Genomic DNA, 13685 nt, shown 5'->3' on the forward strand with positions numbered 1-13685 from the left:
CCGAAGGAGAAAAGACATGGCCACGGGTACCGTGAAGTGGTTCAACGCCGAAAAGGGCTTCGGCTTCATCGCGCAGGACGGCGGCGGCGCCGACGTCTTCGCCCACTACTCGAACATCGCCACCCAGGGCTTCCGTGAGCTCCAGGAGGGCCAGAAGGTGTCGTTCGACGTCGCGCAGGGCCAGAAGGGCCCCACGGCCGAGAACATCGTTCCCGCCTGACACACGGGATTGACGCATATTTCGTAGCTGGGGCCCGCACCTGAGGGTGCGGGCCCCAGCTCGCTGCATTTTTCAGGGAAATTCATCCCTGCCGCCTCAGGCTCGTTCTGGCGATTCTCCGCGCCGTGCATTCATTGCGGAATTTCCTTGGTACGCGCCCGCATCGAGGAAGGTTCCACATGAACCGCACGCGTACCGAAGGCCGCTTCACCGGCCCGTCCGCCAAGCGCTCCGGCCCCCCGCACCGTTTCCGGGGCGGCGGGCGCAGGCAGAGCGCGCCGCAGGGCGAGTTCGCACCACCGAAGACGATCACACCGGCGTTGCCCGCCGTCGAGTCGTTCGCCGATCTCGACATGCCCGCCCCGCTGCTCGCCGCCCTCGGGCACCAGGGCGTGGCCGTGCCGTTCCCCATCCAGGCGGCGACCCTGCCCAACTCCCTGGCCGGGCGGGACGTGCTCGGCCGCGGCCGTACCGGGTCGGGCAAGACCCTCGCCTTCGGGCTGGCGGTGCTGGCACGCACGGCGGGCCGGCGCGCGGAGCCCCGGCGGCCGCTGGCCCTCGTCCTCGTACCCACCCGTGAGCTCGCGCAGCAGGTCACCGACGCGCTCACCCCGTACGCCCGTGCCGTGCGGCTGCGGCTGACCACCGTGGTCGGCGGGATGCCGATCGGGCGGCAGGCGAACGCGCTGCGCAGTGGGGCGGAGGTCGTCGTGGCGACGCCGGGGCGGCTCAAGGACCTCATGGACCGGGGCGACTGCCGGCTCGACGACGTCGCCGTCACCGTCCTGGACGAGGCGGACCAGATGACCGACATGGGCTTCATGCCGCAGGTCACCGCGCTGCTCGACCAGGTGCGGCCGGGAGGCCAGCGGATGCTGTTCTCGGCCACCCTGGACCGGAACGTCGACCTGCTGGTCCGCCGCTTCCTGACCGACCCGGTGGTCCACTCCGTCGACCCCTCCGCGGGCGCCGTCACCACGATGGAACACCACGTGCTGCACGTGCTGGACGCGGACAAGAACCGCACGACCACCGAGATCGCGGCGCGGGACGGCCGGGTGATCATGTTCCTGGACACCAAGCACGCGGTGGACCGGCTGACCACGCACCTCCTCGGCAGCGGTGTCCGCGCGGCCGCCCTGCACGGCGGCAGGTCCCAGCCGCAGCGCAACCGGACCCTCGCGCAGTTCAAGAGCGGGCAGGTGACGGTGCTGGTGGCGACGAATGTCGCGGCCCGCGGCATCCACATCGACAACCTCGACCTGGTCGTCAACGTCGATCCGCCGGCCGACCACAAGGACTATTTGCACCGGGGCGGCCGTACCGCTCGCGCGGGTGAGTCGGGCAGTGTCGTCACCCTGGTGACGCCGGGCCAACGGCGTTCGATGAGCCGGCTGATGGCCGCGGCGGGCATCAACCCGCAGATCACCGCGGTGCGTTCGGGCGAGCCGGAGCTGAACCGGATCACGGGGGCGCAGGCGCCGTCCGGTGTCCCGGTGGTCATCGCGGCGCCCGCCGCGGAGCGTCCGCGCCGTGCGGCGTCGTCCGGCTCGGGGCGGGGGCGGCGCGGCCGTCCCGCCCAGGCGCGGTCGGCGGGGGCGCGGCGCGCGGCGTGAGGTGGCTCGCAACATCGCGGCCAGGCTGTGCCATCCATCGCCCAGGAGGTAGCTTTGACAGTGGTTCAGACGCCCGGACGATCCCCTTCCCTCCCCGCTCCCAGGACCGCGCTTCGGGTCCGGGACGACATGACCGTCGAGGTGGCTCTGGCCGTCATGACGGGCGCACGGGTGGAGTACTTGCTCCTGTGCGATGGTGATGACGAGTGCACGGGTTCGGTGACCCGTTCCGAACTGGCCCTCCACCGCGACGGCCCCCGCTACACCGACCGCGTCCGCCTGCGGGACATCCTCGTCCCCGGCCAGTCCAGCCCTTCGTGGGCCGAACCTCTTTCCTTCCGTCTGTGAGGCATCATGCGCTGTGTCATCGCCCGGTATCCGTTCGACCTGACCAAGGACGGGGTGATCGCCTCCATGGCGGGCATCGCGCCCGAACTCATCACCGGTGACTCCGTGACCATCGGGCGCCGCCGCTACCCCGTCAAGCAGGTCGGCGAGGTCATCACCCGCCAGGACCGCCGCGACTTCTCCGCCTTCGAGGTCAGCCGCGCCATGGCCCGCCTCGGCTTCACCTGCCACACCGCGGCCGACGCCGAGCAGGCCGCGCGTCCGGCCGCCACCAGCCCGCTCCAGGCCGCCTCGGACCTGCTCGGGGGTCCCGGCGCCTGAGGACGCCTTCGGCGGAGATGACGCGAGCAGGCCCGGACGGGGAAACCGTCCGGGCCTGCTCGATGTCGTACGCGGTGTCGTACGGGGGTGTCGTACGGGTGGCTACCGCCTCGGTCCTCGTCAGACCGCGACGTTCCCGCCCTCGTCGCGACGACGGCGCACGACGAACACCGCGCCGACGCCGAGCGCGACCGCCGCGCCGCCCGCGAGGGCGATGACCGGGAGGGCCGAGCCGGCACCGGTCTCGGCGAGGTGGCCCTCGGGGACGATCTCGGTGTTGCCGGCGGGCTTGGTGGTGGGCAGCGGCTTGCTGCCGCCCTGCGGCTTGGGGGTGGAGTCGTCGACCGGGCCGGCGGAGGTGCCCGCGGCGAGGATGTCGAACTCGTAGAAGTCGTCGTCCGAGGCATAGACGCAGTTGCCCTCGTCGTCCGCGTACGAGCCGATGCTGATGGCGAACCCGAAGCCGGCCGGGGCCTTCTTGTCGACGGCCAGGCGCAGGTCGATGGAGAACGACTCCTTGGCCTTCACGTCGGTGTAGCCGAGGTAACCGGCGGCGTCGTCGTCCATGGCGACCGAGATGTCGTTCCAGTCGCCGGTGGACGGGTCCTGGTACTGGAGGGTGAGGTGGTCGGTGGCGTCGTCGAGCTCCTCGTCACCCACCGCCGCGGCGAAGACACCGAGGTCGACGCGCTTGTAGGAGTGGCTGCCGGAGTTCTTCACGTTCAGCTTGAAGCCGTGGAAGCCACTGCCTGCGACGATCTTCGACGGCAGCCCGGAGAGGCTGGTGTGGAGGTCGTCGTCGATCTTCATGTCGTCGCCGTCCTCGCAGTCCTCCGGGCCCACCGGGGCGGACGCGGACGCCGAGGCGCTGGGCGACGCGGAGGTGGAGGCCGAGGAAGACGCGGCGTCCTTGACGGGCGCGGCCGAGGTGGAGCTGTCGGCGGGCGGGGTCGAGGTGTCCGCCGCGGCCGGGGTGGTGGTCTCGGCGGCGGCCGGGGTGGTGGTGACCTCGCCCTCGGGCTCCGTCTCGCCGCCCGTCGTGACCGATTCGGTGGCGGAAGGCGACGCTGAGCCTTCCTCCGCCTGCGCGACCGAGGCCGTCATGAGGACGACCGGGGACAGGACAGCCGTCGCGGCAGCGAGGGCCAGGGAACGACGCAGCTTCATACGAACCTCTGGGCAGGAAGGATCAACGTTTTCGCATAGCTGACCCACATGCGAGGAAAAGGGTTGCCCAGAAAATTTCGAAATCTCTACGAGAACTGACCGAGTTTGCCGAATATAAAGGGCTTTGCTCATCATTTCCGGGTGAGACGGGCGGGACTCAAGAGGCGGACGCGGGAATCGGCACGGCCCTTCCCGTGACCCTCACGGGGGTCTCGTGCGGGTCCACCTCGATGGTGAGGTCGCTCGGGCGGCCCATGTCCTCGCCCTGACGGAGAGTGATCGTGCTCGGGGTGGTGCCCAGGCCGAGGGTGCGCAGATAGCCGCCGAACGCCGCCGCCGCCGCGCCGGTGGCCGGGTCCTCGACGACGCCGCCCACGGGGAAGGGGTCACGTGCGTGGTAACTGCCGTCGTTCTCACGCCAGACGAGGTGCACGGTCGTCCAGCCGTGGGTGCGCATGACGGTGGCGAGGGCGTCGAAGTCGTAGGCGAGGTCGGCCAGTCGGGTGCGGGAGGCGGCGGCGAGGATCAGATGGTCGTTGCCCGCGAAGGAGACGTGGGGCGGCAGCGCCGGGTCCAGGTCGGCGGCGTCCCAGCGCAGGGCGGCGAGCGCGGCGTCCAGCTCGTCGGTGCGGGCCGGGCGGGAGCGGGTGGGGACGCTGGTGAGGGTCGCCCGTACGGTGCCGTCCCGGCCGGCCACCGTGTCGACCCTGATCTCGCCCGCGGGGGTGTCGAAGAGGAGTTCACCGGGGCCGATGCGCTCGGCGAGCGCCACCGCGGTGGCGACCGTGGCGTGGCCGCAGAAGGCGACCTCGGCGAGGGGGCTGAAGTAGCGGACGGTGAAGCGGCGCCGGGCCTCGTCCCGCTCGGTGAGGAAGGCCGTCTCGGAGTAGCCGGTCTCGGCGGCGAGTTCGAGCATCCGCCGCCCGTCGAGGCCGGTCGCGTCGAGGACGACCCCTGCGGGGTTTCCCCCGGCGGGGTCGGGGGTGAACGCCGCGTAGCGCAGGACTTCGGTTGCCGTGGTGGGAGCCATGCCTTCATGCTGGCGCCCCCGCGTCATCAATACCAACGATTGTTTTTCATACGAGCCATCGGGATATTCGATGGCTGGCTAGGCTGCGGCCATGGAAACCCGGCTGCTCCAGACCTTCACCACGCTGGCCAGGACGGGCAGCTTCACCTCCGCCGCGAACGAGCTGCGGCTCGCCCAGTCCACGGTGACCGTGCAGATCAAGGCCCTGGAGAAGGCGCTGGGTACGCGGCTCTTCGACCGGGTGGCCAGAGGGGCGCTGCTCACCGAGGACGGGCGGCGGCTGGTCGGCCCGGCCGAAGAGGTGCTGGAGGCGGAGTCCCGGCTGTTCGCGGCCGCCGCCGAGGAGGGGCCGGTCAGCGGGACCGTGGTCGTGGGGGCGGGCGAGACCCTGTGCTCGGCCCATCTGCCGGGCGTGATCGCCGCGTTGCGTGAACTCCACCCCGAGGTGGAGGTGCGGTTGGAGCCCCGCGGCACGTCCGCCGCGCTGGCCGGGCTGCGGTCCGGCCAACTGGACCTCGCCCTGCTGCTGGAGGAGCGCGTGGACCACGCGGACATCAGCGCCGAGCGCATCGCGGCCCAGCCGCTGGACCTGCTGTGCGCGCCGGGCCACCGCCTGGCGGGGCGCACACGGCCCGCGACCTGGCAGGAGCTGGCTCAGGAGGACTTCTTCCTGCACGAACAGGGCTGCTCCTACAGCGACCGGCTCGCCGAACAGCTCCAGGCCGTCCCCGGCGCCCACCCCCGCATGACCCGCTTCGGCAGCATCGAGGCCGCCCGCTCCTGCGTCACCGCGGGCCTCGGCCTGACGGTCCTCCCCCACGCCAACGTCGCGGCGGCCCTCCAGGACGGCCACCTCACCCTCGTCGCGGGCCCCACCCTCCCCGACGTCCCCATCCACCTGGCCCGCCACACCCGCCGCCACCCGACACGGGCGGCACGGGCGGTGGTGGGGGAGGTCGTGCGGCATTTCGGGGCGGGGCCGGAAGAAAGGCCCTAGCCCGCCGCTGCCTCCGTCTCCAGGTGCGCCACCACGGTCCGGTGGAAGCGGTGCACCGCCTCGTCCACGCTGCGGATGAAGCTGGATTCGGCGTTGCCTCGGGTGCTGCCCATGGTCTTGAGCAGGGAGAGGCGGAAGCCGACCGGGGTGCCGGACTTCGGGAGCATGTCGCCGGGTTCGGGGCGGAGGCGTTCCAGGGTGCCGCGGGGGCCGCCCGTACCGCCCTCGACGAGGGTCTCCACGTGAAGATCGGCCGGGGCCTCGGCGAGGCGGCGGATGAGGCGTTTCGCCCAGGTCAGGGGGTAGCCCTGGGTGGGCGCGGGGATCTCGATCGAGGTGCGCAGGCGGCCGGTGCGCAGGTCGGCGGTGAGGGACAGCACGCCGGGGGTGCCCTCGATGCGCAACTCGGCGCCGAGGCGGCCGTCGTGGCAGAGCTGGTCGGCGAGGAGGGCGCGGCGGGCGGCCGGGTCGGTGCCGCGCCGGGAGCGCTGGACGGGCAGCACCTTGTGGCCGAGTTCGCCGCCGAGGCGCAGGCAGACCTGGCGGACGAGACGTTCCCAGCTCTCCACCACCTCCAGGGCGCGCGAGTCTCCCTGGCAGAGCGTCTCGTCGTCGATGCCGTTGCGCACGGGGACCCAGGCGGCGCCCATGTTCTGGAAGCCGTGGCAGCCGGAGTTCTCGTGCTGGAGGTAGTGCAGCAGTTCCCGGAGCAGCCAGGCGTGCGCGGCGTCGTTCACGCCCTCGTGCTGGATCAGCATCTGCGCCTGGTGCGCGACCTCGGCCCAGGACAGGTGCCGGAGCGCCACCTTGTGCTTGCGCCGCCCGTCGATCTTGACGTCGACCAGCGGGCGGCCCTCCAGCTCGACGTCGTTCGACAGCGTGATGACGGCCTCGTAGCCCCGGCGCGCGGCGATGTCCATGTACGCCTGGACCTGCTCGTCCTTGAGGGCGTTGCCGTTGGTCTTCGTCTCGACCAGAGCCGTCCACAGCTTGCCCGCCCGCTCGACCCGGATCACCCCGTCGGGACGGCGCGGGGAGTCGCCGTGCGGCAGCGTGACCTCGGTGAACGTCTCCATCCGCCCCGCCGGCGCACCGAACGCCGCGGTAAGGCGACGGCCGAACTCCGGGATCTGCGCCATCACCGACAGCAGCACCGAGGTCGCCCGCACCTCCCGGTCGCGGTCGCTCTTGAGGGCGGACACGGGGAACAGCCGGGCCTCGCGCCAGGAGTCGTTCTCCGCCAGGGTCCGCTTGGCCACCTTCGGCAGGGTGACCTTCTTCTTGGCGGTACGGGGGCGCGCGGGGGCCTTCTTCGGTACGGCGGGTTCGGCGGCGCGGGGTGCGGGGATCCGTACGGCCTCGTCGCTGCGGGTGCCTCCCGGTGCCTGCTCCACCGCCGTGGCCGCCGCGTCCCGCGGTGCCTCTTCCGCGCCCGCGTCGTCGTCGATGTCCACGCCGAAGTCGGTGGCCAGGCCCGCGAGACCGGAGCCGTATCCCTGGCCCACCGCGCGGAACTTCCACGCGCCGTCCCGCCGGTACAGCTCGCCGAAGATGAACGCGCTCATCGGGCCCGCGTCGGCGATGGTGAAGCCGACCAGGTCCGTGCCCGAGCCGTCGGTCAGCGTCAGGCGGAGGTTCTCCAACTCACCGAAGTGGGCGCCCTCGTACCGGCTCGCCGCCACCACGATCCGCGCGACCTCGTCCGGGATCGCGGTCAGGTCGAAGCCGATCCGGTCCTGACTGCCCTCCCCCGTGGGCGTCTTGCCCAGCAACTGCACGCTGCCGTCCGGTGCGACGGGGTTGTTGTAGAAGTAGAAATCGGCGTCGCTGCGCACTTTGCCGTCGGCGTCCAGCAGCAGCACGGAGACGTCCGCGTCGCCCTCACCAGTCGGGCTCGTCCAGTCCAGGCCGACGACCACGGAATCGACGCTCTCACTCAGCGCCGCCAGCGTCGCATTGGCTCCCTTGGCCAACTCCTGCATGACCTCACCCCCCAATAGCGCCTGCGGGCCCGCCTCCCAGGGCATCGACCGTGTCGATGACACCAGGCGACGCGCCGCGCACTCATTGCACTAAAACGGTAATACGCCCCAGCCTTCCCCGTGCCTGTCCAGCCGAAAGAAGTCCTGCTGGCGGGGGAGTTGGGGGCACGCCTCCCGGTTCACAACCCCATCCCGCCCAGCCGGGCCGCCGCCTCCCCGGTGAGGGTCCTCAGGGACTCGGTGCCGTCGGTCCCGGCCCAGTGGAGGACGGTCTCCGTGGTGAGGGCGGTCAGGGCGGCTGCCGTGGCGCGGAGGGTGTGGGGGTCGGTGCGGTGGGTGCGGAGGGCCAGGTCGGTGGCCGTGGGGGAGATCAGGGGTTCCTGACGGTGCCACAGGCGGGATCTCAGGGAGGGGGTGCGGGCGACGAGGGTCAGGCGGGGCAGGGCGGCTGCGGGGGCGTCCCCGGTGTGGTGGGCGACGAGGGCGGTCAGGGTCTCCCGGATCGCCTGCTCGGGGGGGCTGGGGGAGTCCGGCGTACGGCGGGAAGGGGGGCGTGCCGTCGGGCAGCACCGCGTCCTCCTTGACCGGGAAGTAGCGGAAGAAGGTGCTCGGCGAGACGTCCGCCGCCGCGCAGATCTGCTCCACGGTGGTGCGGTCGCAGCCCTGTTCGGTGAAGAGGCGCAGGGCTTCCTGGCGCAGGAGGCCGCGGGTCCGGGCCTTCTTCCTCTCCCGCAGGCCGGGACGAGGCGTCATGGGGGGCCTTCCTGGGCAGGGGCGCGTACGCGGAAGCGGGGGGAACCTGAGGGGCTCGTTATTGTTTCAAGGCTTCGGGGGCGTCGGCTCCGTGCGCGGCCCTCAGGGCCAGGGTCCGACATCAACCGGTTGTCGAAGGGGAGCGCGTTCCGCATGCCTACGCTCAGCGTCCTGACGCCCGTCCACGACGGCGGGCACGCCTACCTGCGCGAGCTGTACGACTCGCTGCGGGCGCAGCGGCTGCCCGCCGGGTGGCGGCTCCAGTGGGTGGTGCAGGAGGACGGGGTCACGGGCCGGCCCGCGGCCGTACTGCCCGACGAGCCCTGGATCTCCACCGGCACCGGCCGCCACGGCGGAGCCGCCCGCGCCCGCACCCTGGGTCTGGCCCGCGTCACCGGCACCCTGCTGCGCTGCGTCGACGCGGACGATCTGCTCCCGGACACCGGGGCCCTCGCCCGTGACATCGAGGTGCTGTCCGCCCACCCCTCCTACGCCTGGACCGTCGCCCCCTGCCTCGACCTGCACCCCGACGGCCGCCTGGAGCCCGGTCCCTACGACCCCGACCCCGGCCCCCTGCCCGCCCGGACCCTGCTGGACGGCGCCGCGCGCGGTGCCATGCCGGTGGTGGGCACCACCCAGACCGTCCACACCGAACTGGTCCGCCTCCTGGGCGGCTGGCCCGCCCTCCCCGCCTTCGAGGACGGAGCCCTGCTGCTGAGCTGCGAGGCGGTCAGCCCCGGCTGGATGCAGTCCGAACCCGGCACCCTCTACCGCAAGCACCCCACCCAGCACACCGCGACCGAAGCCTTCCGCGACCGGTCGGAGGCCCGCCTCCGCGTCCAGATCGCCGTCCAGCGCGCCGAAGCCCTGCACACGGCGGGATGGCGCTGGCGACCGACCGTCAGTAAGGGCTGACCCGCTCGCCCTCGTGTTTCACGTGAAACCTCCGATCGGCCATCCGGGCCCGCCGACACCGGTGGCCGGCTCAGCACCCCTCAACTCCGGCTGGACGTCCGGCTGGGCGCCGACGTGTCCGTGCGGGGCGCCGGGACGGACGGGCGGGACGCGGGGGCCGGAGGGGGTGACTCGATCTCGGTGAGAAGCCGGTGGAGGGAAGCGCGTACGGCCGGGAGGCCGGGGGGATCGGGGGTGCCCGGCAGGGACACGCGGGTTTCCAGGGTGGCCAGGGTGCGGTGGGCCCGGTGCCAGGCCCTGGCGGTGCGGCCCTGGCGGTGGTCGGTGTAGGCGCGGGCGTAACGGGCGAGGGCCATCGCCCAGGCGTCGTCGCGCACGCCCGGATACGCCAGCGCGCGTCGGGCGCTGCGCCCCGCCGCACCGGGGGACGTGCCGGCCTGGGCCACGGCCAGCGCCGCCAGACTCACGGCCGGCGCCGGGCCGCCGGGGGCGTACGCCGGGACGGTGTCGGCGGCCTGCCGGAAGCAGTCGGCGGCGGTACGGGCGTCCCCGCGCTCCCACGCCAGTACGCCCTGCACATGCGCGACCCGGCCGATCAGCGCGTCGTCCCCGGCGAGCACCGCCGCGGGCCAGACCTGGCCGAGCAGGGCGCGGGCGGTGGCCGGGTCGCCCGGGGCGTGCAGCCAGGCGGCGAGCCAGCGGGCGCGGGCGACGAGATGGCCGTCGGCGCCCGCGCGGGGCAGCAGACGCGCCAGGTGCGCGCGGCCCTCCTCGCCGTGCTCGTGCACCGTCCACCAGAACCACACGTCGACCACCGTGGCCAGCGCCGCCGTCACCTGCGCGGCCGGGGCGCCGGGGCGGGTGGCGTACTCCACCAGCGCCGTCAGATCGGCCGCGTTGTCCCGCACCAGCCGGGCCGCCTGACGCTGGTCCCCGGCGCTCCACAGGTGCTCGGCGACCTCCGCCAGACGCCGGTGGTGCAGTACGTGGCGTTCCACCGCCACCTCGAACTCCCCCGCCGCGCGCAGCCGTTCGGTACCGAAATCACGGGCGGCACGGGTCATGCGGTAGCGGGGCGGGCGCAGGCCCCCCGGCTCGTCCAGCGTGTCCAGCACCCCGGCCGAGGCCAGCCGGGCCAGGCAGGCGGAGACCTGGTGCGGGGCGACCCCCGCGCCCGCGCACAGGAACGCCGCCGTCGGCTCGGTGAACGCCCCCTGGAAGACGCTGCTCCGGCTCCACACCGCGCGCTCGGGCCGCTCGCACAGCAGATACGCCGACCCGACCGCCGAGCGCAGCGAACGGTGCCGGTGCAGTGCCGGTCCGGGTGCCGCCAGCCAGCACTGGCCCTGCTCCAGCCGGTCGGCCAGCGCCCACGCGGACGGCTCCCCGTCCAGTTGTCCGGCCGCCAGCTCCACGGCGAGCGGTACGCCCTCCAGCACCCGGCAGATCCGGGCCACGGCCGCCGCCTGGGCACCCTCCGCCCGGAAGCCGGGGGCGGTGGCCCGGGCCCGGGCGAGGAACAGCTCCACCGCCGAGTCCGCCGCCAGCGGGGCCACGCGCAGCACCCGCTCCTCACCGAGTCCGAGTGCCTGGCGGCAGGTCACCAGTACGCGCACACCGGGTACGTCCATCAACAGCCGCTGCACCAGCCAGGCGCACTCGGTGCGCACCGCGTCGGCGTCGTCGAGGAGCAGGAGCACGGGGCCGGGGTCCAGGGCACCCAGGGCCGAGACCAGGTCGGTGAAGGCGGGGCGGGCCTTCGTACGGGCGCCCGCGCCCTCTCCGCGCGGCGCCTTCCGCGCGTCCGGTACGGCCCCCGCGCCGACCGTCCGCCGCCCGGCCGGGGCATCCCGCGGGCCCCTCACCGCTTCCGTCACCCGGGCCGCGAGCGCACCCGACGCCACGGGTCCCCCGCCTCCCGGACACCGGACATAGACCACCCGGGCCCAGGGGCTCCCGCCCGCCGGACCGGAGTCCTCCCCCGCGGCCGGCCCACCGTCCACCGCACCGGCACCGACACCGGCACGGGCACCGGCACCAGCACCGGCCGGGCAGCCGCACCCCCGCCCGCGCCTGTCCGCCCCGCCGCCCGCCGGACACCCGCACCCCGGCCCCCCACCACTCCCCGCCCCGCGCTCCGCACCCGCCGGACCACCGCCCAGGACGCCCGCCGCTCCCCCCACAGCGGCGGCGGCGAGCGCGCTCTTGCCCACGCCCGCCGCCCCCGTCACCGTGACCAGCCGGTTCCGGGACAGCCCCTCCCGGAGGGCCACCGTCTCCTCGTCCCGCCCGATCAGACCGTCCGGCCCACAACGCCCCGCTGCGGACGCCCATTCGGCGTCCTCGGCGTATGCCCACACTGTTCTGCGCTCCAGAGCTCGCGGCGGTGCGGCACCCCGTGGCCGCACGCTCAGAGAGGCGGTGCGACGCGCAGGCAAATCGTTCCTGCACGGCGTCGCCTTCACGCCCGGTCCAACGGCGGCCCGCGGCCTCGGGTGCGGACACGGACCAGGGATCACACGCCGCACTGAACCCTCGTACACAGGTGCACATACCGGTGGGCGGCCCGGAACCCGGACCGCCCACGGAGTCGAACGGCCGGGGGACTAGTAGTCGTCCTCGTCCGGCTTCTTCGCCCGGCCGTCGCCACGGCCGGCCTCGTCGTCGCGGTCCACCGTCCGGACCGGGCGGGTGCGGCCCGCCTCGGGGAGCTCGCCCATGTCGTGACGGAGGTAGAGCACGTCACCGACGAAGAGGTCGTAGAGCATGATGCCGACGATGCCGCCGATCAGCGGGCCGACGATGGGGATCCACCAGTAGTCGCTGAACTGGCCCGCCACGCTCCCCGGGAAGGCCAGGCTTCCCCAGCCCGCCGCCCAGGTGAACAGCCGGGGGCCGAAGTCACGGGCGGGGTTGATGGCGTAGCCCGCGTTGGCGCCGAAGGACATGCCGATCGCGGCGACCACGAGGCCCACGATGAACGGGGCCAGGTTCGCCTTCACCGCCTGGTTGCGCAGGTCCAGGATGGCGACCACGAACATCACCAGGAAGGCCGCGCCGACGATCTGGTCGATCAGCGGGCCCCAGATGCCGCCGTGGAAGTAGGGCGCCGGGAAGGTGGCGAAGATGGAGAACGAGGCCAGGGTGTGGCCGTCCGTCTTGGGCCCCTTGACCGCGGAGTCGAAGGTGTCGATCGCGTTGTGGTAGACGAGGTAGACCAGCGCCGCCCCCGCGAACGCGCCCGCGACCTGGGAGAACCAGAACGGCAGCACCTTCAGCCAGGGGAACCCCCGGCGTACGGCCATGGCGAGCGTGACCGCCGGGTTGAGGTGGGCGCCGCTCACGCCGCCGGCCACGTAGATGCCGAAGGTCACGGCCAGGGCCCAGCCCCAGGCGACCAGCAGCCAGTCACCGGCGGCGAGGAAGATCGTCGTGGTGGTGGCGGCACGGCCGGAGCCCGGCAGCGCGGCGACCGCCATGGCGACCACACCGCAGCCGAACGAGATGAGGACGAAGGTCCCGATGAACTCCGCCATGCACTCGCCCGCCAGACCGCCCCGGTGCCGGAGCCGGGACGGCTTGATGAGTGGGGGAATTTCGACAGCCATTGAGGCCCCCTAGCAGAGGAGCAGTAGGGCAAACATCCTCATATTCACCTACGAAACACCCACTCGCAGGGCGGGAACCCCGTCTGGGCTAAGGGCTTTCGAGGGGGAGCCCGGCAGGGACGTCCCCCAGGGCGCCGGGCCACCCGGCACCGAAGGCGGGCGCGGACATCGCAGAGGCCGGTGCCGCGCGGGAGAGCGTCGCGGCACCGGCCTCGTCGGGTACGGCGGTCAGACCGCCGTACGGCGCTGCTCCGGGTGCCAGGTCGCCAGCGCCCAGATGATGAAGAAGTCGATCCCGATCAGGATCAGCGACCAGATCGGGGAGTACGGCAGGAACAGGAACTGGAGGATCAGGCCCGCCGAGGTCAGCACGATGCCGACCACCCGCGCCCAGGCGGCCCCCATGAGCACGCCCGCGCCGGTCGCCACCACGAGCACGCCGGCCGCCAGCAGGATCCAGCCCCAGCCGGTCAGGTTGATCTTGTAGACGTAGGCGTTGATGCGGGCGTAGACGTCGTCGGCGGCGATCGCCGAAATGCCCTGGAAGATGTGGAGGATGCCGTTCACCAGCATCAGCACACCCGCGAAGATCGCGCCTCCCTCGGCCAGCCCGTTGTGCTGGGGGCGCGCCGACTGCGTCTGCTGGGTCATGGCCGTTACCTCCGACGTCTCGTCCCCCGTGAACCCCAGGTGGGGCCGTAGGTACGACGATCCGGCGCCTTGGTCCC

General features: G+C 73.0%; 12 protein-coding genes and 2 pseudogenes. 6 read left to right on the forward strand and 8 right to left on the reverse strand.

Annotated elements, in window-relative coordinates; all coding sequences use genetic code 11:
* Positions 1 to 16 precede the first annotated feature (16 nt).
* From HEK131_RS29895 to HEK131_RS29910, 4 genes are all read left to right on the forward strand, one after another.
* Complete coding sequence (locus HEK131_RS29895; protein WP_161148376.1) at positions 17 to 220, forward strand: cold-shock protein; 204 nt, start codon at positions 17 to 19, stop codon at positions 218 to 220.
* A gap of 179 nt (positions 221 to 399) precedes the next feature.
* On the forward strand, positions 400 to 1836 hold the full coding sequence (locus tag HEK131_RS29900; RefSeq protein WP_217465049.1) for a DEAD/DEAH box helicase: 1437 nt from the start codon (positions 400 to 402) through the stop codon (positions 1834 to 1836).
* A gap of 54 nt (positions 1837 to 1890) precedes the next feature.
* Positions 1891 to 2184 (forward strand): CBS domain-containing protein, encoded by a 294-nt coding sequence (locus HEK131_RS29905; protein ID WP_432215686.1) that lies wholly within the window; start codon positions 1891 to 1893, stop codon positions 2182 to 2184.
* Between the two features lie 6 nt (positions 2185 to 2190).
* Positions 2191 to 2505: an SCO5918 family protein gene (locus HEK131_RS29910; RefSeq protein ID WP_217465050.1), complete on the forward strand. Its 315-nt coding sequence runs from the start codon at positions 2191 to 2193 to the stop codon at positions 2503 to 2505.
* A 120-nt stretch (positions 2506 to 2625) separates the two neighbouring features.
* Here HEK131_RS29910 and HEK131_RS29915 read toward each other — a convergent pair whose 3' ends face one another.
* Both HEK131_RS29915 and HEK131_RS29920 read right to left on the reverse strand, forming a co-directional pair.
* A complete protein-coding gene (locus HEK131_RS29915) occupies positions 2626 to 3672 on the reverse strand; it encodes an LPXTG cell wall anchor domain-containing protein (RefSeq protein ID WP_244451888.1) in 1047 nt (348 codons plus the stop codon).
* A gap of 157 nt (positions 3673 to 3829) precedes the next feature.
* The gene (locus HEK131_RS29920; RefSeq protein ID WP_244451889.1) at positions 3830 to 4702 is read right to left on the reverse strand and encodes a PhzF family phenazine biosynthesis isomerase; all 873 of its coding nucleotides are present in this window, start codon (positions 4700 to 4702) and stop codon (positions 3830 to 3832) included.
* A gap of 91 nt (positions 4703 to 4793) precedes the next feature.
* Here HEK131_RS29920 and HEK131_RS29925 point away from each other — a divergent pair, with 91 nt between their 5' ends.
* Positions 4794 to 5699, forward strand: a complete 906-nt coding sequence (locus HEK131_RS29925) for a LysR family transcriptional regulator (RefSeq protein WP_244451890.1) — start codon at positions 4794 to 4796, stop codon at positions 5697 to 5699.
* On the opposite strand, the gene HEK131_RS29930 is transcribed toward HEK131_RS29925, so the two are convergent.
* The 3 genes and pseudogenes from HEK131_RS29930 to HEK131_RS29935 form a co-directional block, all read right to left on the reverse strand.
* Entirely contained in the window at positions 5696 to 7681 is a 1986-nt protein-coding gene (locus HEK131_RS29930) for a TerD family protein (RefSeq protein ID WP_244451891.1), read from the reverse strand. The two genes, HEK131_RS29925 and HEK131_RS29930, sit on opposite strands and share 4 nt — an antisense overlap.
* 179 nt (positions 7682 to 7860) lie before the next feature.
* Positions 7861 to 8187, reverse strand: a pseudogene (locus HEK131_RS30380) (hypothetical protein); the annotation flags it as partial.
* Positions 8188 to 8266: 79 nt separating this feature from the next.
* Positions 8267 to 8434: pseudogene (locus tag HEK131_RS29935) on the reverse strand (TetR family transcriptional regulator); the annotation flags it as partial.
* 153 nt (positions 8435 to 8587) lie between these two features.
* Between HEK131_RS29935 and HEK131_RS29940 the strand changes: the two are divergent.
* Positions 8588 to 9349, forward strand: coding sequence for a GltA (locus tag HEK131_RS29940; protein ID WP_244451892.1), 762 nt, complete (start codon positions 8588 to 8590; stop codon positions 9347 to 9349).
* Positions 9350 to 9429: 80 nt separating this feature from the next.
* Here HEK131_RS29940 and HEK131_RS29945 read toward each other — a convergent pair whose 3' ends face one another.
* The 3 genes from HEK131_RS29945 to HEK131_RS29960 all read right to left on the reverse strand — a co-directional run bounded on the left by HEK131_RS29945 (position 9430) and on the right by HEK131_RS29960 (position 13608).
* Positions 9430 to 11253: an ATP-binding protein gene (locus tag HEK131_RS29945; protein WP_244451893.1), complete on the reverse strand. Its 1824-nt coding sequence runs from the start codon at positions 11251 to 11253 to the stop codon at positions 9430 to 9432.
* 702 nt (positions 11254 to 11955) lie between these two features.
* A complete protein-coding gene (locus HEK131_RS29955) occupies positions 11956 to 12957 on the reverse strand; it encodes an MIP/aquaporin family protein (RefSeq protein ID WP_217463611.1) in 1002 nt (333 codons plus the stop codon).
* Positions 12958 to 13185: 228 nt separating this feature from the next.
* Positions 13186 to 13608 carry a DUF7144 family membrane protein gene (locus tag HEK131_RS29960; protein ID WP_217463610.1) on the reverse strand — a complete coding sequence of 141 codons (423 nt, stop codon included), beginning with the start codon at positions 13606 to 13608 and terminating at the stop codon, positions 13186 to 13188.
* Positions 13609 to 13685 lie beyond the last annotated feature (77 nt).

This window comes from Streptomyces seoulensis, assembly GCF_022846655.1.
Classification (GTDB): domain Bacteria; phylum Actinomycetota; class Actinomycetes; order Streptomycetales; family Streptomycetaceae; genus Streptomyces.

Coding starts and splice junctions, on each gene's coding strand:
- HEK131_RS29895 (WP_161148376.1), top strand. CDS start 17: ATGGCCACGGGTACCGTGAAGTGGTTCAACGCCGAAAAGGGCTTCGGC.
- HEK131_RS29900 (WP_217465049.1), top strand. CDS start 400: ATGAACCGCACGCGTACCGAAGGCCGCTTCACCGGCCCGTCCGCCAAG.
- HEK131_RS29910 (WP_217465050.1), top strand. CDS start 2,191: ATGCGCTGTGTCATCGCCCGGTATCCGTTCGACCTGACCAAGGACGGG.
- HEK131_RS29915 (WP_244451888.1), bottom strand. CDS start 3,672: ATGAAGCTGCGTCGTTCCCTGGCCCTCGCTGCCGCGACGGCTGTCCTG.
- HEK131_RS29920 (WP_244451889.1), bottom strand. CDS start 4,702: ATGGCTCCCACCACGGCAACCGAAGTCCTGCGCTACGCGGCGTTCACC.
- HEK131_RS29925 (WP_244451890.1), top strand. CDS start 4,794: ATGGAAACCCGGCTGCTCCAGACCTTCACCACGCTGGCCAGGACGGGC.
- HEK131_RS29930 (WP_244451891.1), bottom strand. CDS start 7,681: ATGCAGGAGTTGGCCAAGGGAGCCAATGCGACGCTGGCGGCGCTGAGT.
- HEK131_RS29940 (WP_244451892.1), top strand. CDS start 8,588: ATGCCTACGCTCAGCGTCCTGACGCCCGTCCACGACGGCGGGCACGCC.
- HEK131_RS29955 (WP_217463611.1), bottom strand. CDS start 12,957: ATGGCTGTCGAAATTCCCCCACTCATCAAGCCGTCCCGGCTCCGGCAC.
- HEK131_RS29960 (WP_217463610.1), bottom strand. CDS start 13,608: ATGACCCAGCAGACGCAGTCGGCGCGCCCCCAGCACAACGGGCTGGCC.